Origin of the sequence: Xanthomonas theicola (assembly GCF_014236795.1) — a bacterium.
Taxonomy (GTDB): Bacteria; Pseudomonadota; Gammaproteobacteria; order Xanthomonadales; family Xanthomonadaceae; genus Xanthomonas_A; species Xanthomonas_A theicola.
This window is the reverse complement of record NZ_CP049017.1, coordinates 3,827,732-3,851,989: the sequence shown is the minus strand read 5'-3', so window position 1 is coordinate 3,851,989 and position 24,258 is coordinate 3,827,732. Positions and strand designations below refer to the sequence as shown.

The window sequence follows — 24,258 nt, the reverse complement described above, 5'->3', positions numbered from 1 at the left end:
GCACCTGCAGATTCGATCCTCCAGGAGCTGCATCGACTTTGCTCACGTATCAGCGGGACAGGACGCTAGCCGCTCATGCTCCAACGCTGCGGCCGGCAGCGCGCGTCCGCTCGTCCTGGCATTGGGCCGATGTCTGCTGCGCCTGCACGTTGGCTTGGCAAATGCCGGCGGTCGGATCACGGCGCTGCAACGGTGTCGCCCAAGGCGGACACCCCGCGCTCGTCGAAGGCTTCGACCGCGAACACATAGGCCTGGTCGACATCCAGGGCGCGAATGTCCAGCGCGGTGCCGCGGTCGGCGAACACCTGGTAGGCGAGGTTCAGCCGATCGGCGCGGATGCCCCAGCGCACGTTGTAGCCCACCGCGCCGGGCACCGCGCGCCATCGCACGGTGGCGTTGCGCCGGTCGCGGTCGCGGCTGACGCCGGTCGCGGTCGGCGCCGGCGGCGGCGCGCCGTCCGCATTGCCGAACACGCGCAGGTCGCTGATCGCCAGGTGCGCGGCACCGACATGGCCATGCACATAGCGCACGTAGCGGGCGCGCTGCGGCGCGTCCAGTTGCACGTAGGCGTTGGGACGGTCGCGGCGCTCGCTGCCGTTGCCGATCTCGGCCAACGGTCGCCAGTGGCGGCCATCCAGCGAGCGCTGCAGCCGGAATGCGGTGTAGACGTCCGCTGCATCACCGTAGCGGTCCGAGCGGTAGTCGGCATAGTTGACCTGCACCGCGCGCACCGTCCGCTCCGCACCCAGGTCGACGCTGAGGGTCTCGCCGGCCACGTTGCGCGCGGCGACCCAGTAGCTGCGCGGATCCTCGTCGGTGGCGCGCGCGGCGGCGAACTCGCCCAGCGTGGACGAGGCGGTTGCCGGCTTGCGGTAGGACAGCAGCATCCAGCCGGCGAACAGACTGTCCGGGTCGTCGACCGCCGTGTCCGGCATCCAGTGCGGGAAGTCGCCGAAGCGGGTGGAGACGCGCATCTGCCCGTCCGCCGCGAACGCCGCGGGAAACAGCACGATGCGCCGCTCGAAGGTCCAGTTGGCGCCGATCCACGCGGTGCCGCTGTTCCACCAGTTGCCGTGTGCATCCTGGAACGTGGAGCCGTGCCCGGCGCCTTGCGCGAAGCCGCCGGGCTTGTAAGCCACCGGATTGTAGGCGGCATAGGCGAACGGTCCCAGCGGACGATCGCCGACGTACACGCCGTTGGCGTAGGCGTTGTATTCGCTGCCGGGGGCGGCGTACTGCAGGTAGTAGCGGCCGCCGACCTTGGTCATCCAGGCGCCTTCCAGGTAACTGCCGATCGGCGTGCCATCGGCGAAGCGCGCGCCGCGATGGTCCGGACCGAAGCGCTCCCAGCCGTGCTTGGCTAGGTCCAGCGCGACCAGCGGGGTGGGCTCGCCGCGGAAGGCGACGCCCCGCGCCGCGGACTCCATTGCGATGCCGTACAGCGGATAGCGGTCGGACGAGCCCCAGTACAGATACCACTGCCCGTCGTCGTCGATGAACAGGTCCGGGTCCCATGGCCCCGGCGGCACGTTGTCCAACGGCATGCGTTTCATCTCGGTACCGATCGGCTCGGCGCGCGGGAGCTTGGGCAGCAACCGGGTCAGGAACTCGAGCCGTCCGCTGGCCGGGTCGCGGGTCTGCAGCAGCGGGCGCGGCTCGAACGCCGATTGCATGATGACCAGGCGCTCGCCGTCGGCGACCACTGCGGGCGCGACGATGCTCTCGAACGGCCAGCGGCTAGGCGCAACGAACCGCCAGTCGAGCAGGTCGGTGGAACGCCAGTAGCCGTCGGCCAGGGTCTGGAACAGATAGTAGGCATCGCCGAAACGCACGAACACCGGGTCGGCGCCGGTGCGGTAGGAGATGCCCTCGTTCACCTGTTCGAAGTTGTAGCGGTAATCCAGGTCGATGGGATTGGCGTAGGTGCGGCGTCCGGGCGCCTGCACCTGCGCCTGCGCCACGCCGAGCCACACCAGCAATGCCAGCAAGGCGATACGTCTGTCCATGGTGGCGGTCCCCCTTGCCGCGTTCGGCGCTCGCACCACCCTAGCAGAGCATCCAGCCGCACCGCGACCGGCGGGCGCCTGCGCGCGGCTGCGACCGGCCCGCGTGCGGCCGCGATGGCGCCGTCGCCGCGTCCGCGGCGTGATGGAGCGCACCGCCGCGCCGCGGGCGGGCACCGGGTGCTCGCCGGCAGCGACGCGGTACTCGCGCCGAACCGTTCGGCGCGGCGCCAGACCGATCCGCGCAGGGCCATAGGCGGCCAATGAACACGAAACGGCCGCCGCTGGTGCCGGCCACGTCGGCCAGGCGCAGACGGTGCCCGCGCCGGTCGGCGCGCGCGCACCCGGATGGCGCGGATACGCCGCTGGCCAGGTCCGCGGCCGGGCCGTTGCCGCGCAGCGCCGCTTGAGCGGTGTCGTGCTGGCCGGCCCGGCCGTGCCGGTCCTGCGCCAGCAGCCGTCATCTGTCCTCGACAGCATCACAGCGCGGTCCGGTGCATGCTGTGGGTTCCCACGCCACCCGTTCCGGCCATGACCTCCCATCTCCCCATTCCCGCCATGGATGCCATCGACCATCGCGACCTGGCCCAGGCCCACGCGTTGCTCGAACATCCCGGGCTGGCGGCGAAGATCGCCAATGCCGTCGGCGCGCCGATCGAGAACCTGCTGAGCAAGCGCCTGCCGCGCTCGCTGTCCTCGCGCATCGACGCGGTCAGCCAGCGCGCGCTGCGCATCGCCCTGCGCTCGGCGCTGCTGACCTTGCGCACCCGGGCGCCGGGCGCGGCGCGGCCGCGCCTGCATGGCGCGGCGGTGGCGGCGACCGGCGCGGCCGGCGGTTTTTTCGGCCTGCCCGGGCTGCTGGTGGAACTGCCGCTGACCACCACGCTGATGCTGCGGTCGATCGCCGATATCGCCTGCGCCGAGGGCGAACGGCTGGACGATCCGGCCACCACCCTGGCCTGCCTGGAGGTGCTGGCGCACGGTGGGCGCAGCACCCGCGACGACGGCAGCGAGTCGGGCTATTTCGCGGTGCGCACCGCGATGGCGCAGCAACTCAGCGCCGCCGCGCAGTACATCGCCGCGCACGGGCTGGGCAGCAAGGGTGCGCCGGCGCTGGTGTCGCTGATGTCGCGGATCGCGGCGAAGTTCTCGATCACGGTCAGCGAAAAGCTGGCGGCGCAGGCGGTGCCCTTGGTCGGCGCGGCCAGCGGCGCGCTGCTCAACACGGTGTTCATCGCGCACTTCCAGGCGATGGCGCGCGGCCATTTCATCGTGCGCCGGCTGGAGCGGCGCTACGGCGAGGCCGCGGTGCGGCAGGCCTACGAGGCGTTGCCGGCGTCACGCTGACGCGTGGCCGCGCGCCCAGGCGTGCGGTTCGGTGCGCGACGTGCCGCGGTCTGCATGCCGCTGGCGCTTAGCCCAGTTCCCGCATCACCTCGATGAATGCCTGCAGCGCCGCCGGCACATGGCGGTGGCCGGAGTAGTACAGGAACAGTCCCGGCAGCGGCGGGCACCATTCGTCGAGCACGCGCACCAGCGCGCCGCTGTCCAGTTGCGCTTGCACGGCCATCTCGGACAGGTAGGCGATGCCCATGCCGGCGATCGCGGCGTCGGCCATCAGCCCGAGATGATCGAGCGTGAGCGGACCGCCGACGTCCACCGCCAGTTCCTGGCCGTGGCGTGCGAATTCCCAGCGATAGGGCTTGCCGCTGGGCAGGCGGAAGCCGATGCAGGTGTGCTGCGCGAGTTCGTCGGGCGTGCGCGGCGGCGGGTGCTGCGCGAGGTAGGCGGGCGATGCGGCGGCGATGAAGCGCTGTGGGCCGCCGAACGGGACCGCGATCATGTCCTGCGGCAGCGCTTCGCCCAGGCGCATGCCGGCGTCGAAGCCGGCGGCGACGATGTCGACCAGGCGGCCTTCGCTGACCAGGTCCAGCGCCATCGCCGGATAGCGCTGCAGGAAGCGCGGCACCACGCGCTGCAGCAGCAGGCGCACGGCGGTCTCGTTGGCGTTGATGCGCAGCGTGCCGCTGGGGCCGTGCGCGAGGCTGCCGACGTCGTCCAGCGCCTGGTCCAGTTCGCGCAGCAGCGGCTGCAGCCGCGCGACCAGCCGCTCGCCGGCCTCGGTGGGGGCGACGCTGCGCGTGGTCCGGTGCAGCAGGCGCACGCCCATGCGCGTCTCCAGCGTGCGCATCGTGTGGCTGAGCGTGGACGGCGACAGCCCGAGTTCGTCGGCGGCCTTGCGGAAGCTGCGATGCGCCACGATCGCGGCGAAGGCGCTGAGATCGGTCAGGGCAGGCCGCTGATTCATGGGCGATTTTCACTGGCGCATGCGGAATTGGACGGATAGTAACAGCGGTGCGCGAGGCCTAGTCTGATCCCGACCGCCACGTTCCCGTGGCTTTTGCGAGAGGGCAAGCGCATGAACCGCACGCATTTCATCACCGGGACCTCGTCCGGCTTCGGCCGCCTGTTGACCGAGCAACTGCTGGCGCGCGGCGATCGCGTCGCCGCCACGCTGCGCCGGCCCGAGGCGCTGGACGACCTGAAGGCCGAATACGGCCAGCGCCTGTGGGTGGCGGCGCTGGACGTGACCGACGCCGCCGCGCTGCGCGCCGTGGTCGGCCGCGCCTTCGCCGAGTTGGGGCGCATCGACGCGGTGGTCAGCAATGCCGGCTACGCGGTGTTCGGCGCCGCCGAGGAGGCCAGCGATGCGCAACTGCGCCGGCAACTGGACACCAACCTGATCGGCGCGATCCAGCTGATCCGTGCGGTCCTGCCGCACCTGCGCGCGCAGCGCGGCGGCCGCATCGTGCAGGTCTCGTCGGAAGGCGGGCAGATCGCCTATCCGGGCTTCAGCCTGTACCACGCCAGCAAGTGGGGCATCGAAGGCTTCGTGGAGGCGGTGGCGCAGGAAGTGGCACCGTTCGGCATCGCGTTCACCCTGGTCGAACCCGGCCCGGCGGCGACCGATTTCGGCCGCGGCCTGGATCGTACCGTGCCCAGCCCGGCGTATGCGGGTACGCCGGCCGATGCGTTGCGCCGCGCGCTGGACGAAGGCCGCTTCGCCGCGTTCGGCGATCCGCGCAAGATGGTGCGCGAGATGCTGGCTGCGCTCGATGTGTCCCCGGCGCCGCGGCGCCTGTTGCTCGGCGCGCAGGCGTATACGCGGGTGCGCGCGGCGCTGCAGCAGCGCCTGGCCGAGCTGGACGCGCAGCAGGCGATCGCGCTGTCCACGGAGAGGGATGCGGCATGATGTGCGGCCTGCGCCGACCGGCGTCGCAGGCGCCTGCGACGCGACGCGTGCAGGCTGCGATGAACCCCCGTTCCCGATCCGGGGACTGACGCAAGCGGTTGGCGGGATCGTGCACGCCATGGCTGCACGTATCCTTTGCATTCGACCGCCATCGGCCAGAACTAAGCACGTGAGCGGAGACTTGCGGCAAGTGAAAGTGGGCTCGATCGCGCTGGCTGCATGCTGGCGGCACCATGCGCGATCGCGGCCGATGCCCGGGCGCACCCCGGCATTGGACCTGCCGTTGTCGTCGTTCCCGAGCGCGCCGGCATGGCCCATGGCGATCCGCTGGCGAAGATGGGCAACGCCATGCTTGCGCGCGACCTGCCGCGTATCCACGCCGAGACCGAGGCATGGGCGAAAGGGGCGGCGGAACCGCTGCGCGAACCTTACGGAGTGCGGATCGAACCGAGCAATGTCGTCCATACCCATTCGCGCCTGGTCGAGCTGGGGCGCGAGGCGGACCTGCCTGTGTGGGACGGCATGGGCCATGCGTGCCAGCTCGACGACACGCTGCCGGAAAGCCGGCAGGGCTGCGGGCGATCGCACGCGTCTTCCGCAAGCGTCCGGATCTGCCGCCCGCGCCCGCCGCGGCGCCCCGACCGGCATCGCCGCTGGCCTCCGCCGGCGCGCAGTGGCACAGTGGTGCCCCGCACCGGGCGGCTCGGCGCCGCCACGCCGCGGCCGCCGCGGCCGCTTCCGTTGCCACGCAGGTCCTGGCCATGAAAACCCGTTCCAGATCCGAGACCGACGACGACCAGCCGCGCCTGGCGGTGCTGATCGACGCCGACAACGCGCAACCTTCGGTGATCGAAGGCTTGCTGGCCGAAGTGGCCAAGTACGGTGTGGCCAGCGTCAAGCGCATCTACGGCGACTTCACCAGCACGCGCATGACCCAGTGGAAACAGGCGCTGCTGAAGCACTCGATCAGTCCGGTACAGCAGTTCGCCTACACCAGCGGCAAGAACGCCACCGACAGCTCGCTGATCATCGACGCGATGGACCTGCTGTACACCGGCCGCTTTGACGGTTTCTGCCTGGTCTCCAGCGACAGCGACTTCACCCGCCTGGCGCAGCGCTTGCGCGAGGAGGGGCCGACGGTGTACGGCTTCGGCGAGCGCAAGACCCCGGATGCCTTCGTGCAGGCCTGCGACAAGTTCATCTACACCCAGGTGCTGCGCAGCGAGGCGGCCAGTGCCGAACCGTCCAAGCCGACCGCCACCGCGGCGGCGGCCAGGCCGGCGGGCAGGGGACGCAAGACGCCGCAGGCCGCGGCCGCCGCCAGATCCGAGCCGGCCGCGGCCACCGCCGCGACCATGGCGGCGCCGACGGCGCCCAGCGACGCCAAGGCCGCGCCACTGTCGGCGCCGCTGACGCTGTTGCGGCAGGCGATCGAGGAAGCGTCCGATGACCAGGGCTGGGCCGCGCTCGGCGGCGTCGGCAGCTATCTCAACAAGGTGCGCCCGGATTTCGATCCGCGCCTGTACGGGCACAAGAAACTCAGCGACCTGCTGCGCCGGCTGTCGGCGCAGTTCGAGATCGAGGAGCGCGGCAACGAAGGCGGCGGCAAGCGTATCTTCGTGCGCTCGCGCAGTTGAGCCGCCAGCTGCCGGTCGGGCCGTTGTGCGTCGATCCGGCGCGGTGTGGCGCTGCAGCGAGCACAGCGGAGAAACGGCGATGACCGAGAGACCGTACGCCCCTTCCTGCGACCGCAATCGCGACCCGATCCTGCAGGTGTTGCGGCGGCATTTCGCCGACCGCTGCCATGTGCTGGAGATCGGCAGCGGCACCGGCCAGCATGCGGTGCACTTCGCCGTCGCGCTGCCGCAGCTGGTCTGGCAATGCAGCGAGCGCGCCGAGCAGCTGCCGGGCATCGCGCAATGGCTGCAGGCGGCGGCATTGGCGAACACACCGCCGGCGCTGGCGCTGGACGTGCGCGGGGGGCCGTGGCCGGCCGCCGGCTACGATGCGGTGTTCACCGCCAATACGCTGCACATCATGGACTGGCCTGCCGTGCAGGCGTTCTTCGCCGGCGTCGGCCGGCTGCTGGCCGACAGCGACGGCGGAACGCTGGCGGTGTACGGGCCGTTCAACCACCGCGGCGCGTTCGGCAGCGACAGCAACCGTGCGTTCGATGCCTGGCTGAAGGCACGCGACGCGAGCAGCGGCATCCGCGATGCCGAGGCGGTCGCGGCGCTGGCGCAGGCGCAGGGACTGGCGTTGCAGGAGGATGCGGCGATGCCGGCCAACAACCGCTGCCTGGTCTGGCGGCGCGCTCGCCGTCAGCGCTTTGCCGGCGCGTGAGGACAACGGCGCGCAGCCGCATCATGCGATCACTCCGGTGGCACAACGGATTAACCGGACGGTTGCCACTGTGCTCCCACCACGGGCCGGGAACAGGCGGCCGATGATCCCCATCACTGCGACGGAGCGTTCCCATGAGCAGCAACAACGCACCCCGCGATCTCAATCGCGACCCCATTTCCGACACCCCGGGTTCGCACCCGGTCGGCGACGGCATCGGCGGCGCCGCGGGCGGCGTGGCTGCCGGCGCGCTGGCCGGCGCCGTGTTCGGGCCGCTCGGCACCCTGATCGGCGCGGCGGTCGGCGTGGTCGCCGGCGCCGCAGCGGGCAAGGGCGTCGCAGAACACATCGACCCGACCGGAGAAGCCGAGTACTGGCGTGAGCAATACCGCAACCGCGACTACGTGAAGTCCGACTACGACGATGAGCGCGACTACGCTGTCGCCTACGGCCTCGGCCTGCAGGCGCGCGAGCGGCATCCGAGCCGCAGCTGGGACGAGACCGAAACCGAGTTGTCGCGCGACTGGGGCACCCATCGCGGCGAGTCGCGCCTGGAGTGGGGCGACGCGCGCCTGGCGGCGCGCGATTCCTCGCAGCGTGCCGACACCACCTACCGCACCTACGCGGACAGCGACCGCTACTACGCCGCGCGCTTCGACAGCGTGGACTACCGCGATGCCGACGCCGACTACGACGACTATCGTCCGGCCTACCGCTACGGCGCGCAGCGCGCAGCCGCTATCGCGACCGTGACTGGGACGAGCGCCTGGAAACGGATCTGGAAAGCGGCTGGGAGCGCGCCAAGGACCGCTCGCGGCTGACCTGGGCGCAGGCCAAGGCGGCCGTGCGCGAGGCCTTCGACTCGGATCGCTACGCCGGCGCGGAGCGCGGCACGCCGCCGGATCCGCGGCTGTGACGGCTCGCTGAGCCGAGAGCCGGAGCCGAACGCATGCGACCGCGATCGCGCCTGCGTCGATACGGGCCTCGATCCGTCCTCTGCAAACGCTGCCGGCCTGCATGCCGGCCGCTTTTTTGTGGCGAGCCGGAATGCTGGCCCGCTGCACTGTAGGAGCGGTTCTGGGTGGCCTTGGGCCATCAGCCGCGACCGCTCTTACGCCTGTCGCGAGCTTTGCCCACGAGCGCACCGCAGGTCGCGGTTGAAACCACTCCTGCAAGGAGCCTGCCGGCCGTCGTTGCGGCGCCTGGGCGAGCGCTCGCGGCGTTGCGTCGCCGCAGCCGCAGCTCAGGCCGCCTGCACGATATGCAGCGCCTTCGGATTGCGCCAGGTCGCCAGCAGCCGCGCTTCGCGCTGCTTGGCCTCGTGCAGGTGCGCTTCCTTGACGTGGCCGTAGCCGCGGATGTGTTCCGGCACGCTGGCGATCTCCACCGCCAACGCCAGGTTGTCCGCGGCCAGGCGCTCCAGCAGCTCGCCCACGGTGCGTTCGTAGTCGGCGATCAGCTGCCGCTCGCCGCGGCGCTCGGCGTTGTAGCCGAAGACGTCGAACCTGCCGCCGCGCAGCACGCGCAGCCTGGCCAGCCACTTGAACGCGGTGAACATCCACGGCCCGTACTCGCGCTTGAGCGCGCGGCCCTGCGCATCCTTCCTGGCCAGCAGCGGCGGCGCCAGGTGGAAGCGCAGCGCATAGTCGCCGTCGAACTGCCGCTGCAGCTGGCGCTGGAAATCGCCGCTGGTGTACAGCCGCGCCACTTCGTATTCGTCTTTGTACGCCATCAGCTTGAAGGCATAGCGCGCCACCGCCTCGGTCAACGCAGTCGAGCCTGCGGCGCTGCGTTGCTCGGCCTCGCGCACGCGCTCCACCAGCGCGGCGTAGCGCGCGGCGTAGGCGGCGTCCTGGTAATCGACCAGGAACGCACGGCGGCGTACGACCAGTTCGTGCAGCGAGCGCGACAGGCGCGCGTCGTCCAGCGGCGCATGGCCGGTGTCGGCGGCATCGCCGGCCGCCGGCAGGTCGCGCGCCTGGCGCGCGTTGTGCGGATTGCGCGGCGCGGCGCTGGCGCCGGCCTCGTGGCCTTCCCACTCGCCCGGCGGCAATTGCTGCAGCCGCTGCGCGCCGGGTTCGGCCTCGGCCCCGACGCTGCCGGCCATGCCCGCGGCGCGCTGTACGGCGGCCAGGTCCAGGGCCGCCAGGCGGCCCCAGGCGAAAGCCTGCTGGTTCATCGCGACCGCCGCGCCGTTGAGTTCGATCGCGCGCATCAGCGCGGCATGCGACAGCGGCACCAGTCCCTGCTGCCAGGCGTAGCCGAGCATGAACAGGTTGCTGGCGATGGCGTCGCCGAGCAGCGCGGTGGCCAGCTGCGTGGCGTCCAGCAGCAGCGGCTCGCGCCCACCCAGCGCCAGGCGCACGCCGGCGATGATGTCGGCGGCGGGAAACTGCATGTCCGGATGGGTGGTGAAGGTGCCGGGCATCGCCTCGTAGCTGTTGAGCACCACCTGCGAGCGGTCGCCGCGGACCTTGGACAGCGCCCAGTAGTCGTTGACCACGACCATGTCGCAACCCAGCACCAGGTCGGCCTCGCCGGCGGCGATGCGCACCGCGTGCAGCTCCTCGGGCTGGCGCGCCAGGCGGATGTGGGTGGTGACCGCGCCGCCCTTCTGCGCCAGCCCGGTCTGGTCGAGCACGCTGGCGCCCTTGCCCTCCAGGTGCCCGGCCATGCCCAGCAGTGCGCCGATGGTGACCACGCCGGTGCCGCCGACGCCGGTGATCAGGATGTTCCAGGGCTGCGCCAGGTCGCTGCGGAACTGCGGCGCCGGCAGGTCCTGCAGCAGCATCGCCGCATCCGCCTTGGGGCTCTTGTGCAGCTGCCCGCCGTGCACGGTCACGAAGCTGGGACAGAACCCGGAGACGCAGGAATAGTCCTTGTTGCAACCGGACTGGTCGATCTGCCGCTTGCGCCCGTACTCGGTTTCCTTGGGCAGCACCGACACGCAGAAACTCTTCTCGCCGCAGTCGCCGCAGCCCTCGCAGACCAGCGAGTTGACAAGCACGCGTTTGGCCGGGTCGGGCAGCTTGCCGCGCTTGCGCCGGCGCCGCTTCTCGGTGGCGCAGGTCTGCTCGTAGATCAGGATGCTGGTGCCCTTGACCTCGCGCAGGCGCTTTTGCACCGCGTCCAGCTCGCTGCGGTCGTGGAACTCCACGTCGCTGGGGAACCGCTCGCGGCGCCGCGTCCACTTGCCGATGTCGTCGCTGACCAGGACGATGCTGTGCACGCCCTCGGCGCGCATCTGCCGGGCGATGTCGGGCACGCTCAGGCTGCCGTCCACCGGTTGCCCGCCGGTCATCGCCACCGCGTCGTTGTAGAGGATCTTGTAGGTGATGTTGACGCCGGCGGCGATCGACTGGCGGATCGCCAGCGAGCCGCTGTGGAAGTAGGTGCCGTCGCCCAGGTTCTGGAACACGTGCGGGGTGTCGGTGAACGGCGCCTGCCCGGCCCAGGTCACGCCTTCGCCGCCCATGTGGGTGAAGGTGTCGGTGGCGCGGTCCATCCAGGTGACCATGTAGTGGCAGCCGATCCCGCCCAGCGCGCGCGAGCCCTGCGGCACCACCGTGGAGGTGTTGTGCGGGCAGCCGGAGCAGTAGTGCGGCACCCGCGGGAAATTGGCGCGCGGCAAGGCCATTTCCACTTCCTTGGCCTCCATCCAGCGCAGCCGCTGCTCGATCGACTCGGTATTGATCGCGCTCGATGGGAGCAGGCGCTGGATGCGCTTGCCGATTACCGCCGCGATGGTCGCCGGGGTCAGTTCGCCGGTGGACGGCAGCATCCACGCGCCGGCCTCGTCGTACTTGCCGACGATGCTCGGGCGCGGACCGGCGCCGGCCGGCCAGTTGTAGAACTGCTCCTTCATCTGCCGCTCGATGAAGGCCTTCTTCTCCTCCACCACCACGATGTCGTCCAGGCCGTGCGCGAACGCGGCGATGCCGAGCGGCTCCAAGGGCCAGGTCATGCCGACCTTGTACACGCGGATGCCGATGTCGCGGCAGGCGCGTGCGTCCAGGCCCAGGTATTCCAGCGCCTGCAGCACGTCCAGGTAGCTCTTGCCGGTGGTGACGATGCCCAGCCGCGGCTGCGGCGAATCCATCACCGTGCGGTCCACCCCGTTGGCGCGGGCGAAGGCCTGCGCGGCCTGCACCGCGTAGCGATGCAGGCGCATCTCCTGGTCCAGCGGCGGATCCGGCCAGCGGATGTTGAGCCCGCCCGGCGGCAAGTCGAAATCCTCCGGCAGCACGATCTGCCGCGCGAACGGATCCACCTGCACCGAGGCCGAGGATTCCACCGTCTCGGCGATGGTCTTGAAGCCGATCCAGCGCCCGGTGTAGCGGCTCATCGCCCAGCCGACCAGGCCCAGGTCGAGGATGTCCTGCACTCCGGCCGGATTGAGCACCGGCATCATCGCGCTGACGAATTCCTCTTCCGAGCCGTGCGGCAGGGTCGAACTGCGGCAGGCGTGGTCGTCGGCGGCCAGCGCCAGCACGCCGCCGTGGCGCGCGGTGCCGGCGGCGTTGCCGTGCTTGAACACGTCGCCGCAGCGGTCCACGCCCGGGCCCTTGCCGTACCACATCGCGTACACGCCATCCACGCGTGCGCCGGGGAACAGGTTGGTCTGCTGCGTGCCCCACACCATGGTCGCGCCCAGGTCCTCGTTGAGGCCGGGCTGGAACGTCACGTTGGCCGCGTCCAGGTGCTTGCGCGCGCGCCACAGCTCCAGGTCGAAGCCGCCCAGCGGGCTGCCGCGGTAACCGCTGACGAAGCCGCCGGTGTTCAGCCCGGCGGCGCGGTCGCGCAGCTGCTGCATCAGCGGCAGGCGCACCAGCGCCTGCACGCCGGACAGGTAGATGCGGCCGTCGGTGCGGGTGTACTTGTGCTCCAGGGTGTAGCCGGCGTCCATGCCGTCGGCGGCCGGCACGGCGAGGGAAGACGGCGGACGCGGATCGGCGATGCGGTTCATGGCTTGCCCGGGAATGGAAGGCTGGCGCGCGCGGCGCGGCGCGGACACCGGCGATTGTATCAGCGGCACTTTTGCGCTCCCGCCGCTCGCCCCCGGCGGCCGATGCGGTTACGATGCGGCCGGGGGAGGGAACCATCTCCAAGGGGTCGTCAGCAGTGAATGCACACAACTACGCATTGGCCGCGATGTTGGCTTGGGTGGGCGTGGCCGCGGTCGATGCGCGCGCGCAGGCCGTGCCGCCACCGAAGGAGTTCTACTTCGACCAGGACCGCGGCACCGCGCGCCCGGTGACGGCGCTCGCCGGCAGCGGCGATGCGCTGGTCGACCGTCTCGCCAGCCTGGTGCAGCGCGATCCGGACGCCGCCGAGGCGCGCGCGCAGCTGGCGGCGATCGCCATGGCCGGCGGCCGCCGCGCACTGGGCGAAGAGCTGTACCAGCGCGCGCTGCAAACGCTGGGGTCCGGCGCGCAGCGCCGCCAGATCCAGTGGAACTACGGCTGGGACCTGCTGCGTGCCGGCGATCCGGAGCGCGCGCTGGCGCAGTGGAGCGGCCTGCTCAACGGCCGCCCGGCGGCGCCGGGTTGGGTGCCGCCGACACTGGCGCTGGTGCTGTGGCGGCTGGAGCGCAAGGACGAGGCGGTGAAGTGGTATGCCGCCGCGGTGCGCACCTGGCCGGACCAGTGGGGTCCCGGCGCCGATTTCGCCAAGCTGCTGCCGGCCTGGCGCGACGACGAACGCGCCACCCTGGCCGCCGTGCAGGCGGCCTGGCAGGCCAAGCCGCCCGCCTGGCCCTGAGGCGTCTGTCCTCGCGGCGCGGCGGCGCTCGCGGCTGAAGCCGCTCCTGCAGGAAAGCGCGCCGCTCAGTCCGCCGGTACCGTGCGTTCGCGCGCCCATTCGCGCAGCGCCTGGACCTGTTCGGCCATCACCACCGACAGCGGCCGCGTGCCGCGGATCTCCTGCATCAGCAGCTCGGTGTCCAGCGGCCGGCGCTCGGCGTGCGCCGCGTACAGGCCGGAGACGACGGCCTGCTCGATCTCGGCGCCGGAAAACCCGTTCGCCGCGGCCGCCAGCGCCGGCACGGCGAAGTCCTCCGCGCGCAGCTGGCGCCGCGCCAGGTGCAGGTGCAGCAATTCCACCCGCGTGTCCGCATCCGGCAGGTCGACGAAGAAGATCTCGTCGAAGCGGCCCTTGCGCAGCAGTTCGGCCGGCAGTTCGTGCACCTGGTTGGCGGTGGCGACGATGAACACCGCGCCGGCACCGGCCCGCGTGCCGCGCTCGGCCATCCAGGTCAGCAGGTAGCCGAGCACGCGCCGCGACACGCCGCCGTCCTCGCCGCCGCTGGCCAGGCCCTTTTCGATCTCGTCGATCCACAACACGCACGGCGCCAGCTGCTCGGCCGCGGCCAGCGCGCCGCGCAGGTTCTTCTCGGTCTCGCCGTGGTACTTGTCGTACAGCGAGCCGACGTCCAGGCGCAGCAGCGGCACGCCGAAGCCGGCGGCGGCGGCCTTGGCCAGCATCGACTTGCCGCAGCCCTGCACGCCCAGCAGCAGCACGCCCTTGGGCGGGTCCAGCCCGGGCGGCGCGCTGCCGGCGAACACCGCGCGGCGCTGCTCGATCCAGCGCTTGAGCCGGCGCGCGCCGGCCACGTCGGCCAGGCGGGTGGCGTCGTACTCGTAGTGCAGGTGGCCGCTGCGGTTGAGCAGTTCGAACTTGAGCCGGGCCAGCTGCGGCAGATCGGCGGCATTGAGCGCGCCGTCGGCGTAGATCAGCTGGCGGGCGATGCGGCGCGCGTCGATCAGGCTCAGTCCCTGCAGGTTGCGCAGGATCTGCTTGATCGCCTCGCCGTCCACCTCGGCTCGGCGCCCGCCGAACTCGCGCGCGTAGCCGGCGGCCTCCTCCTGCACCATCTTCAGCAGCGCGTTGGCGTCGGGCAGGCGCGGGTTGAAGCGCGTGGCCAGCGCCTCCAGCTCGGCCGGCAGCTCGATCCTGGCGCCGATCAGCACCAGCACGTGCGGCTGGCAGTGGCGGCGCTCGACGATGTCGCGCAGCAGGCGCTGGTGGTTGGCGTAGCCCAGGTACGGCACCACGTCCAGCAGCAGGTAGATGCCGCGCTGGTCGGCCTGCTTGATCGCCTGCAGTACCGCGCTGGCGTCGGGCGGGCCGGACGGCGCGTCCTCGCGGTCCAGGTCGAGGCGGCGCAGGCCCTCGGTGATCGACCAGCGGTGCAGCGCACGCCAGACCTGCATCAGCGCCTGCCGGAACAGCGCGACGATGCGCGCCTCTTCCTGAGTCTCGATGACGATCAGCGGGGTGTTGGCGCGGATCAGCGCGGTCAGATCTTGCAGCTCGCTCATGGGCGATACGTTGCCGTGGAGGGGCCACGATAGCAACGCGCCGGCCCGCGTGCCACGTGTTGACTACCGGCCAACCAGGGGGCGGTGTACGCTGCGACCTCTTCTTCCGGAAGCGAGGCGCGCATGAAGACGATCCTGGTGGCCGGCTCCAAGGGCGGCGTGGGCAAGACCACGATCGCCACGCACCTGGCCGCGTACTACGCGCTGGCCGGCAAGCGCACGGTGCTCGCCGATGCCGATCCCCAGGGCTCCTCGACCCGCTGGGCGGAGCGCCGCGCCGGCTTGGACAGCGCGGTGCTGCCGATCGACGCCAGCCGCCGGCGCAACTGGCGCGCGGCGCTGCCGGACCACGCGCAGCGGGTGATCATCGACGGCGCCGCCGGCGCCATGGCCGAGGATCTGGCCCCGTTCCTGGACGAGGCCGATGCGGTGGTGGTGCCGGTGATGCCGTCGGCGCTGGACATCGAGGCCACCGTCGGCTTCCTCAACACCCTGGCCAAGGTGCCGCGGGTGCACCAGCGCAAGTTGCCGGTGGGGCTGGTGATCAATCGCAGCAAGCCGTGGACCCACGCCGCGCAGCAGGCCCTGGAAATGCTCGGCGGTTGGCCCTACCCGGTGCTGGCGCAGCTGCGCGACAGCCAGGCCTACGTGGTCCTGGTCGGCCTCGGGCGCAGCCTGTTCGACTACCGCTCCGCCCAGGTCCGCGATCACCAGCAGGACTGGGAACCCCTGCTCAAGTGGCTCAAGAAGGCCTGACCGATGACCACCGTCCTGCGTGAAGTGATCCTGCTGCGCCATGCCCATGCCGAACCGGCCGATACCGGCCAGGCCGATTTCGACCGGCCGCTGTCGCCGCACGGCCTGGCCGAGGCCGAGGCGGCCGGGCGCTGGCTGCTGGAGCAGCGGCTGGTGCCCGACCGCGTGCTGTGCTCGCCGGCGCGGCGCGCGCGCGAGACCTTGGAGGCGGTGCTGGCGCTGACCGGCTACGTCGAGCAGCGCCTGGAGCCGCAGATCTACGAGGCCACCTCCGGCACTCTGGCCGGCCTGCTGGACGGCCACGGCGAGGTCGAACGCCTGCTGCTGGTCGGCCACAACCCGGGCCTGGAACAGTTGGCGGCGCTGATGCACAGCGGCCAGTCCGGCGACTACCGCGGCATGCCCACCGCCAGCGTGGTGGTGCTGGGGGTGCCGCAGGACGCGGCGATCGAGCCGGGGGCGGCCCGCTTGACCGCCTTCTGGTGGCCCTGAACGTACCGCGCCGGCGCCTGTGCGCTGCGCTGCTGTCGCTGTGCCTGCTGCCGGGCTGGGGCTTGGCGCAGGCGCCGCCGCTGTCGTCGGGGGAGCATGTCTTCGATCCGGCCCAGTCGCGCTTCGGCTTCGAGATCCGCACCCGTTTCGGGCAGCGTATCGAGGGCTTCTTCCCGCGTTTCGAGGGCACCGTGGAGATGCTGCCCGACGGCCGCCACCAGGTCCGCCTGCGCTTGTTCACCGCCTACGTGCTGATCCCCGGCAAGCCGCGCTACACCAGCTGGATGCGCGGCGAGGATTTCTTCGACGCGGCGCGCTTCCCGACCGTGTCCTTCGACTCGCAGCCGTTCTCTCCGGACCTGCTGGCCAGCGGCGGTCCGCTGCTCGGCACGTTGAGCATCCGCGGGGTCCGCCATGCCGAGACCCTGACCATGCTGCCGTCCGCATGCCCCCGCCCGGGCTATGATTGCGACGTGATCAGCCGTGGTACGGTGCTGCGTGGACGTTATGGAATGGACAAGTGGGATCTGGCCTTGAGCGATCGGGTCACCTTCGTGCTGCGCGCACGGCTGGCGGGAGCGGACGCTCGGTGACATCGCTGCTGCGGGTCCTGGTGCTGGCGGCGCTGCTGCTCGGCAGCGGCTGCGCGAGCCTGTCGCAGGCCCAGCACGGCCGTGCCGTGGCGATCGCCGAGGCGGCCAAGGACACCCGCGTCGACTGTGCACAGAGCAACCGCTGCGCACTGGCCTCGCCGCTGCGCGCGCTGGCTGGCAAGGCCTTCGCCCAGTCCGGCGACACGCCGCACCACTACGCCGCTATCCTGGACCACGGCGAGGAAGCGCTGGTGGCGCGGATCAACCTGATCCGCAGCGCCAGCCGCAGCATCGACCTGCAGACCTACATCTTCGACAAGGACGACAGCGCGCGGCTGGTGATCGACGAACTGCTGGCGGCGGCGCGGCGCGGCGTGCGCGTGCGCGTGCTGATCGACCAGCTCTCGGCGATCTCCGACCTGCAGATCCTCGGCGCGCTGGCCGGCGCGCACCAGAACTTCTCGCTGCGCATCTACAACCCCACCTTCGGCCTGGCCAAGCCCAACTACATGCACTACGCCGCCAGCGTGCTGTGCTGTTTCCGCCGCTTCAACCAGCGCATGCACAACAAGCTGCTGGTGGTGGACGACGCGATCGGCGTGGTCGGCGGGCGCAACTACCAGGACGACTACTACGACTGGGACAGCGAGTACAACTTCCGCGACCGCGACGTGCTGGTGGCCGGGCCGGTGGCGCGCGCCATGGCCGCCAACTTCGACGCCTACTGGGCGGCGCGGCGCAGCGTGCCGGTGGCGCGGCTCAACGACGTCGGCAAGCTGCTGTTGCGCGACGGCGTGCCGCCGATGCCGCCGGCGCAGTTCCTGCGCCCGGAGCGGGTGCAGCGGGTGAGCGAGGAAGCCGCCGATCCGGCCTTCGTCGAGGACGCCTTCGTGCTGCCTGCGCTGCCGGTCAGGCACGTGGACTACGTCGCCGACCTGCCGCAGAAGCATCGCCGCGAGCACGGCCCCAAGGCGATCTCGACCGCGCCCAGGCTCGACCGCCTGATCGTCGAGGCGCAGCAGGAAATCATCCTGCAGACGCCGTACCTGGTGCTGTCGGATCCGGCGCAGGCGATCTTCCGCGACCTGCGCAAGCGCCCGCAGCCGCCGAAGGTGACCGTGGCCACCAACAGCCTGGCCGCCACCGACAACCCGGTGGTCTATGCCCTGTCGTACAAGTACAAGCGCCGCAACCTGCGCGAGATGGGCTTTGACATCTACGAGTACAAACCGTTTCCGCTGGACGCGCCGGTGGACTACGCCAATCTGCTGCCGTCGCCGCTGCAGGAGCGGCCCGCCGCGGCCGCCGGCCGCAATCCGCTGATCGGCGGCAGCGCCGCAGGCAGCAATGCGCGCAGCGGCCGCAGTGCGGTGCTCGGCAGCGGCAGCGGCCGCCGCAGCGACGGCCGCCAGGTCGATCGCCGCGTGCTGCGCACCGAGACCCGGCCGTCCTTCCTCAGCCGCCGCGCCGCCAACCGGCCGCTGCCGGTGACCCGCGAAGGCGCGCGCATGGGCCTGCACGCCAAGTCGCTGGTGGTGGACCGGCGCATCGGCGTGATCGGCACCCACAACTTCGATCCGCGCAGCGAGACCTACAACACCGAGGGCGCGGTGATCATCGACGACCCGGCCTTCGCGCAGGCGCTGGCGGCGAGCATCGGCCGCGACATCGAGCCGCAGAATTCGTGGACGGTGGCCCCGCGCGTCAAGCCGCCGCTGCTGTCGGGGCTGAACTACAGCATGGGCAAGGCCTCCGAGGCGTTGCCGGTGCTGGATTTCTGGCCATGGCGCTATGCCACCGACTACGAGTTCCAGCCCGGCCCGGATTGCCCGGCGCCGCTGACCCGGCGCGATCCCGGCTTCCACCGCTGCTATGTCGCGGTCGGCGACTTCCCCGAGGTCGACGTCGGCCCCAAGTGGCTGCTGGTGCGGATGCTGACCGCGTTCGGCTCGGGGCTGGTGCCGATTCTCTGAGGGGCCGGGATTGGGGATTGGAGATGACCAGCCATTGGACTGTCGAAAAGCCGCGATTGGCAGACGCGGTAATGTTGGCAGGGACGCTGTGCATCCCAATCCCCAATCCCGGAGACACCATGGCCTTCCGCGAACCCGTCGATCTCGCTGCCCTCAATGCCTCTGCCGGCGACACCCTGATCGCGCATCTGGGCATCGTCTTCACCGCGGCCGGGCCGGACTGGCTGCGCGCCACGATGCCGGTCGACGCGCGCACGCGGCAGCCCTACGGGCTGCTGCACGGCGGCGCCTCAGTGGTGCTGGCCGAGACCCTCGGCAGCAGCGCCGGCAACCTGTGCGTGGAACCGGACCAGATCTGCGTGGGCCTGGAGATCAACGCCAACCACCTGCGCGCCGCGCGCGCCGGCATGGTCGCCGGCACCGCGCGGCCGCTGCACGTGGGCCGCACCATCCAGGTCTGGGAGATCCGCATCGAGGACGCGGCGGCCAAGCCGGTGTGCGTTTCGCGGCTGACCCTGGCGGTGATCGCGCGCCCACAAGCGCCAACCAGATAATTCACAGAGACCATCATGCTGGTATGTTCTGTGCCGAGGCGGCTCACGCAGGCTGGCTGCGATCTGCCTGCACCGCCGCAGGCTGCCAAGCAACGACAACACCGGGTTGACCCGCCTGCATCAGCAGGTGGCGCATCAGCGAGGTCTCGCGCCAGCGGCAGCGCCGTTCGTCCAGACCCGGCGAAGTAGCCCCAGGGGGAAAAATGCTCGCCCACCACGAGCACGCTGTCGATCAGGGTCGCGGTGAAGACCTTGCCCTGCAGCCAGGGGTTGTCGCCTTGGGATCGGTCTTCTTCAAATGGTTGATCCCAGGCTTTGATGGTGCACTTTTCCCCTCGACTGGAAGCAAGCACGATGGGCCAGGTTCTGCACGGGAGTGCCGCCACGACAGAGGCGATCGGTCGAGCGATGCAACAGGGTCAAGAGAGTCTGAGAGCGCTTTCCAAGCGCGACGGGATCCATCGGAAGACGGTCGCCAAACTGGCTCCTCGCTGCATCGCTGCTTGCAGCGCCAGCCGATCGCCCCTCTGCTGGCGCTTGGACTCGCGTTCGCGTCCGGCAAACAAGCGGATCATCGCACGGCCTCGGCTGTCTTTTTTTGGCCTTTTTACGATGCCAAAAAAAAGGGGTTTTTAGAGGTGCCCTTCAGTCGCGGCCCGGCTTCATCGGCAATGCGTCGCGACCGACGTCGCTCCCGCAGCTGGGGCTGCCGACATGGGCACTGCGCCTCTTCGCGCGCCGCTGACGCCCGCCACGCCTATGCTCGCCGACCTGACCACGGCAAGCGGCGATGAAGTGCATGGAAAAGATATTCCGCGGCGGCCATTTCGTCATCATCCTGATGTTCCTGCTGTGCGCCGCCGGCCTGGTGACGATGGCGGTGCTGGAGCTGTGGCACGGCCTCACTCCCGGCGGCGACCTGGTCGTGCGCGACCGCTTCAACGTGGTACTGGAAGCGATCGGCCTGCTCACCGTGGCGCTGGTGACGCTGGAGCTGGGCCAGACCATCTTCGAGGAAGAGGTGCAGCGCGACGTCAAGATCAGCGGTCCAACGCGCGTGCGCCGCTACCTGTCACGGTTCTTCGTGGTCATCGTCATCGCCCTGGCGATCGAGACGCTGGTGTCGATCTTCGAACTGATGCACGAGGACCCGGCCAAGTTGCCCTACGCCACCGCGGTCGGCCTGTGCGCGGCGGTGCTGCTGATCGCCTGGGGCGTGTTCGTCAAGCTCAACCGCAGTGCCGAGGAGTTGGAGCCGGAAGCGATGGCCGAGGCCAAGCGCGAGGACGCGCAGATCGAATGACGCGGGCCGCGCGCCGGCTCAGGGCCGGCGCTTGCGTCGCGACGGGCCATGCAACCTGTACAGGGGTTGCCGGTAACGCCCGTCGCGGCTGAAGACGGTATCTACAGGAACGTGCCTGCGCCCTCATGCACCGTCGGGCAAGCGGAAGAACCCGCGCGCGGTGGCGGTGGTCGCCGCCGCGGTCGCCGCCGCGTCCTCGCCACGGTCGCGCGCCAGCTCCTCGACGATGTGCGCCAGAAACGCCGGCTCGTTGCGCCGATCCTTCGGCAACGGCTCGAGCGTGCGCGGCAGCAGGTACGGCGCGTCGCTCTCGATCATCAACCGCGTGGCGGGGATGTGGCCGACCAGTTCGCGCAGATGCGCGCCGCGGCGTTCGTCGCACAGCCAGCCGGTGATGCCGATGTACCAGTCGCGGTCCAGGTAGTCGAACAACGCCTCGCGCGTGCCGGTGAAGCAATGCACCACCGCCGGACCGAGCCTGCCGTCGAACTGGCGCATCAGCGCCAGGAAGTCCGCATGCGCATCGCGCTGGTGCAGGAACAGCGGCTTGCCGGTTTCGGCCGCCAGCTGCAGCTGGCGCTCGAAGGCGCGGTGCTGCGCCGGGCGCGGCGCAAGGTCGCGGAAGTAATCCAGCCCGCACTCGCCCACCGCCACCACTTCGGCATGCGCATGCAGCGCGCGCAGTTCGGCGTCGCATTCGGCGGTGTATTCGAGCGCATGGTGCGGATGCACGCCGGCGGTGGCGTACAGGAAACCGGGATGGCGCTGCGCAAGCTGCAGCGCCAGCGGCGAGTGCGCGCGGCTGGCGCCGGTGACCACCAACTGCGCGACGCCGGCATCGCGTGCGCGCTGCAGCACCGCGCCGCGGTCGCGATCGAAGGACTCGTGGGTGAGGTTGGCGCCGATATCGATCAGGGTCATGCGGGTACGCCGAGGAAGCCAGGCAGGGAAACCCGGGGATTGTACGGGCGCCGGCACCGGGCGGGCGGCGGCCGCGCTCTACAGCCGCGCGGGCGATCCGTATCCTGGACCGATGGCCTCTCCCGTTTTCCCGATCGACCCGCTGCTGCCGCAGATCCGCGACAGCCTCGCCGCGCATCCGCGGCTGGTGCTGGAGGCTCCGCCGGGCGCCGGCAAGACCACCCAGGTGCCCCCGGCGCTGCTGGCTGCGCCATGGCTGCACGGCCGCCGCATCGTGATGCTGGAGCCACGCCGGGTCGCCGCGCGCAGCGCCGCCACGTTCATGGCGCGACAACGCGGCGAGGCGCCGGGCGAGACCGTGGGCTACCGCATCCGCTTCGAGAACAAGGTGTCCGCGCGCACCCGCATCGAGGTGGTCACCGAGGGCATCCTGACCCGGATGCTCCAGGACGATCCGATGCTCGACGGCGTCGGCGCGCTGCTGTTCGACGAGTTCCACGAACGCCACCTGGTTGCCGACCTCGGCCTGGCGCTGGCGCTGGACGTGCAGGCGCAGGTGCGTGAGGACCTGCGCATCGTGGTGATGTCGGCGACGCTGGATGGCGAACGCCTGGCGCGGTTCCTAGATGCACCGCGCCTGTCCAGTACCGGCCGCAGCCATCCGGTGGAGATCGCGCATTTCCCGGCGCGGCGCGAGGAATCGCTGGAAGCGCAGACCCGCCGCGCCGCCGAGCACGCGCTGCAGCAGCATCCCGGCGACGTGCTGGTGTTCCTGCCCGGGCAGCGCGAGATCGCGCGGGTGCAGGCGGCGCTGGAGGCAACTGCTGGGGCGTCGGCCGAGTCCTCCTCTGGCATCGCCTTGGGCGTCCCCTCGTCCGGCGCTGCGCGCCACCTTGTCCCAGGAGCAGAAGGGAACGGGGTCGATGTGTTGCCGTTGCATGGCGAGCTGCCGGTCGCGCAGCAAACCAAGGTGCTGCAACCCGCACCGGATGGTCGCCGCCGCGTAGTGCTGGCGACCAACGTGGCCGAATCCTCGGTCACCCTGCCCGGCGTGCGCGTGGTGATCGATGCCGGCCTGGCGCGCGAGCCGCGTTACGACCCCAACAGCGGTTTCTCGCGGCTGGACGTGACCGCCATCGCGCAGGCTTCGGCCGACCAGCGCGCCGGCCGCGCCGGTCGCCTCGCCGCGGGCTGGGCGTACCGGCTGTGGCCGCAATCGCAGCGCCTGGAGGCGCAGCGCCGCGCAGAAATCCTACAGGTGGAACTGGCCGGGCTGGCGCTGGAGCTGGCCGCCTGGGGCAGCGACGCGCTGCGTTTCGTCGATCCGCCGCCGACTGGGGCGCTGGCGGCCGCACGCGAACTGCTGCAGCGGCTGGGCGCGCTGAGCGAGAACTACGCCATCACCGCGGCCGGCCGGCGCATGCTCGCGCTGGGCACCCATCCGCGGCTGGCGGCGATGCTGCTTGCCGCGCCGGATGCACGTGCGCAGGCGCTGGCCTGCGACCTGGCCGCGCTGGTCGAGGCGCGCGACCCGCTGCGCCATGGCGGCGATGCGCTGGCCGCGCGCTGGCGCGCGCTGGCCGCGTTTCGCCGCGGCCGCGCCCCGCACGACGCCAACCGTGGCGGCCTGGCCGCGATCGATGCGGCCGCCAGGCAGTGGCGGCGGCGCCTGCGCCGCGCCGCCGCGCCGCCGCACAGCGTGGACGCGCACGAACTCGGCGACCTGCTCGCCCACGCCTTCCCCGACCGCATCGCCACCCGCCACCCCGCCGATCCGCTGCGCTACCTGCTGGCCAACGGCCGCAGCGCGCGCCTGTTCGACCACAGCGACCTGCGTGGCGAACCGTGGCTGGTCGCCACCGAACTGCGCGACGAGGCCAAGGACGCACTGCTGCTGCGTGCCGCGCCACTGGATGAGGCGCGCCTGCGCGCCGATTTTCCCCAGCGCTTCGTGCAGCAGGACGTGGTGCGCTGGGACGCCGAGCGGCGCGCGTTGCATGCGTTGCGCGAAACCCGCTTCGACCGCATCGTGCTCGACAGCCGTCCCGCCGGCCGCGTCGATCCGGCGCATGCGGCGGCGGCGCTGACCGAGGCGGTGCGCGAGCTCGGCCTGGCGGTGCTGCCCTGGAGCCAGACACTGGTGCAGTGGCGCGCGCGCGTGGCCGGGCTGCGCGCATGGATGCCCGAACTGGCGCTGCCCGATTTCGGCGACGCGGCATTGCTGGGCGGCCTCGAGCACTGGCTGCGCCCGGCCTTCGCCGGCAAGACCCGGCTCGATGCGCTCGGCGAAGACGGCCTCGGCCAAGCGCTGCAGTCGCTGCTGCCGTGGGACCGGCGGCAGGCGCTCGATCGCCACGCGCCGACCAGGATCACCGTGCCGTCGGGCATGGCGCGGCGCATCGACTACACGCGCGACCACGACGGCCAACCGCTGCCGCCGGTGCTGGCGGTGAAGCTGCAGGAACTGTTCGGCCTGGCCGATACTCCGCGCATCGCCGACGGCCGCGTGCCGCTGGTGCTGCACCTGCTCTCCCCCGGCGGACACCCGCTGCAGGTGACCCAGGATCTGCGCAATTTCTGGTCCAGCACCTATCCGGAAGTGAAGAAGGAAATGAAGGGCCGCTATCCGCGGCATCCGTGGCCAGACGATCCATGGACCGCCACCGCCAGCCATCGGGCCAAGCCGCGCGGCACCTGAACACGCTGCCAGCGCGCCAGGCCAAAGATGGCGAAAACGGAAATCCCGCG

18 protein-coding genes and 2 pseudogenes are annotated in these 24,258 nt (G+C 71.1%); 15 read left to right on the top strand and 5 right to left on the bottom strand.

All coding sequences use genetic code 11. The features are described 5' to 3' along the window. Positions 1 to 176 precede the first annotated feature (176 nt). On the bottom strand, positions 177 to 2,006 hold the full coding sequence (locus G4Q83_RS17970; protein WP_128420799.1) for a family 43 glycosylhydrolase: 1,830 nt from the start codon (positions 2,004 to 2,006) through the stop codon (positions 177 to 179). A gap of 528 nt (positions 2,007 to 2,534) precedes the next feature. On the opposite strand from G4Q83_RS17970, the gene G4Q83_RS17965 reads away from it, so the two are divergent. Next, positions 2,535 to 3,350, top strand: coding sequence for an EcsC family protein (locus G4Q83_RS17965; protein ID WP_185817249.1), 816 nt, complete (start codon positions 2,535 to 2,537; stop codon positions 3,348 to 3,350). Between the two features lie 67 nt (positions 3,351 to 3,417). Here the strand turns inward: G4Q83_RS17965 and G4Q83_RS17960 are convergent, their stop codons facing one another. After that, positions 3,418 to 4,311, bottom strand: a complete 894-nt coding sequence (locus G4Q83_RS17960) for a LysR family transcriptional regulator (RefSeq protein WP_128420798.1) — start codon at positions 4,309 to 4,311, stop codon at positions 3,418 to 3,420. Positions 4,312 to 4,422: 111 nt separating this feature from the next. Here G4Q83_RS17960 and G4Q83_RS17955 point away from each other — a divergent pair, with 111 nt between their 5' ends. The 5 genes and pseudogenes from G4Q83_RS17955 (at position 4,423) to G4Q83_RS17935 (ending at position 8,515) form a co-directional block, all read left to right on the top strand. Then, positions 4,423 to 5,256: an SDR family oxidoreductase gene (locus G4Q83_RS17955; RefSeq protein ID WP_128420797.1), complete on the top strand. Its 834-nt coding sequence runs from the start codon at positions 4,423 to 4,425 to the stop codon at positions 5,254 to 5,256. 219 nt (positions 5,257 to 5,475) lie between these two features. After that, positions 5,476 to 6,021, top strand: coding sequence for a hypothetical protein (locus G4Q83_RS24295; protein WP_343068358.1), 546 nt, complete (start codon positions 5,476 to 5,478; stop codon positions 6,019 to 6,021). Then, positions 6,018 to 6,893 (top strand): NYN domain-containing protein, encoded by an 876-nt coding sequence (locus G4Q83_RS17945; RefSeq protein WP_128420801.1) that lies wholly within the window; start codon positions 6,018 to 6,020, stop codon positions 6,891 to 6,893. Before G4Q83_RS24295 ends, G4Q83_RS17945 begins: the two co-directional genes overlap by 4 nt. A 79-nt stretch (positions 6,894 to 6,972) precedes the next feature. Beyond that, entirely contained in the window at positions 6,973 to 7,599 is a 627-nt protein-coding gene (locus tag G4Q83_RS17940) for a DUF938 domain-containing protein (protein WP_128420796.1), read from the top strand. 134 nt (positions 7,600 to 7,733) lie between these two features. Beyond that, a pseudogene (locus G4Q83_RS17935) lies at positions 7,734 to 8,515 on the top strand (hypothetical protein). A gap of 327 nt (positions 8,516 to 8,842) precedes the next feature. Here G4Q83_RS17935 and G4Q83_RS17930 read toward each other — a convergent pair. After that, a complete protein-coding gene (locus tag G4Q83_RS17930; protein ID WP_128420795.1) occupies positions 8,843 to 12,565 on the bottom strand; it encodes an indolepyruvate ferredoxin oxidoreductase family protein in 3,723 nt (1,240 codons plus the stop codon). A gap of 185 nt (positions 12,566 to 12,750) precedes the next feature. Between G4Q83_RS17930 and G4Q83_RS17925 the strand changes: the two genes are divergently transcribed. Then, positions 12,751 to 13,359 (top strand): tetratricopeptide repeat protein, encoded by a 609-nt coding sequence (locus tag G4Q83_RS17925; protein WP_170069176.1) that lies wholly within the window; start codon positions 12,751 to 12,753, stop codon positions 13,357 to 13,359. 65 nt (positions 13,360 to 13,424) lie between these two features. On the opposite strand, the gene G4Q83_RS17920 is transcribed toward G4Q83_RS17925, so the two are convergent. Further along, on the bottom strand, positions 13,425 to 14,918 hold the full coding sequence (locus G4Q83_RS17920) for an AAA family ATPase (protein WP_128420793.1): 1,494 nt from the start codon (positions 14,916 to 14,918) through the stop codon (positions 13,425 to 13,427). Positions 14,919 to 15,041: 123 nt separating this feature from the next. Here G4Q83_RS17920 and G4Q83_RS17915 point away from each other — a divergent pair, with 123 nt between their 5' ends. The 7 genes and pseudogenes from G4Q83_RS17915 (at position 15,042) to G4Q83_RS17885 (ending at position 20,589) form a co-directional block, all read left to right on the top strand. After that, positions 15,042 to 15,674: a ParA family protein gene (locus G4Q83_RS17915; protein ID WP_128420792.1), complete on the top strand. Its 633-nt coding sequence runs from the start codon at positions 15,042 to 15,044 to the stop codon at positions 15,672 to 15,674. Between the two features lie 15 nt (positions 15,675 to 15,689). Next, on the top strand, positions 15,690 to 16,166 hold the full coding sequence (locus tag G4Q83_RS17910; protein ID WP_128420800.1) for a SixA phosphatase family protein: 477 nt from the start codon (positions 15,690 to 15,692) through the stop codon (positions 16,164 to 16,166). A 44-nt stretch (positions 16,167 to 16,210) separates the two neighbouring features. Beyond that, positions 16,211 to 16,759, top strand: a complete 549-nt coding sequence (locus tag G4Q83_RS17905; RefSeq protein ID WP_386273588.1) for a YceI family protein — start codon at positions 16,211 to 16,213, stop codon at positions 16,757 to 16,759. Then, complete coding sequence (locus G4Q83_RS17900; protein ID WP_128420790.1) at positions 16,756 to 18,732, top strand: phospholipase D family protein; 1,977 nt, start codon at positions 16,756 to 16,758, stop codon at positions 18,730 to 18,732. Before G4Q83_RS17905 ends, G4Q83_RS17900 begins: the two co-directional genes overlap by 4 nt. A gap of 119 nt (positions 18,733 to 18,851) precedes the next feature. Beyond that, the gene (locus tag G4Q83_RS17895) at positions 18,852 to 19,286 is read left to right on the top strand and encodes a hotdog fold thioesterase (RefSeq protein WP_128420789.1); all 435 of its coding nucleotides are present in this window, start codon (positions 18,852 to 18,854) and stop codon (positions 19,284 to 19,286) included. A 354-nt stretch (positions 19,287 to 19,640) separates the two neighbouring features. After that, positions 19,641 to 19,778: pseudogene (locus tag G4Q83_RS17890) on the top strand (IS481 family transposase); the annotation flags it as partial. 298 nt (positions 19,779 to 20,076) lie between these two features. Further along, a complete protein-coding gene (locus G4Q83_RS17885; RefSeq protein WP_128420788.1) occupies positions 20,077 to 20,589 on the top strand; it encodes a hypothetical protein in 513 nt (170 codons plus the stop codon). A 123-nt stretch (positions 20,590 to 20,712) separates the two neighbouring features. Here the strand turns inward: G4Q83_RS17885 and G4Q83_RS17880 are convergent, their stop codons facing one another. Then, positions 20,713 to 21,510, bottom strand: coding sequence for a TatD family hydrolase (locus G4Q83_RS17880; RefSeq protein ID WP_128420787.1), 798 nt, complete (start codon positions 21,508 to 21,510; stop codon positions 20,713 to 20,715). 112 nt (positions 21,511 to 21,622) lie between these two features. Here G4Q83_RS17880 and hrpB point away from each other — a divergent pair, with 112 nt between their 5' ends. Then, positions 21,623 to 24,208 carry an ATP-dependent helicase HrpB gene (gene hrpB / locus G4Q83_RS17875; RefSeq protein WP_128420786.1) on the top strand — a complete coding sequence of 862 codons (2,586 nt, stop codon included), beginning with the start codon at positions 21,623 to 21,625 and terminating at the stop codon, positions 24,206 to 24,208. Positions 24,209 to 24,258: the final 50 nt, after the last annotated feature.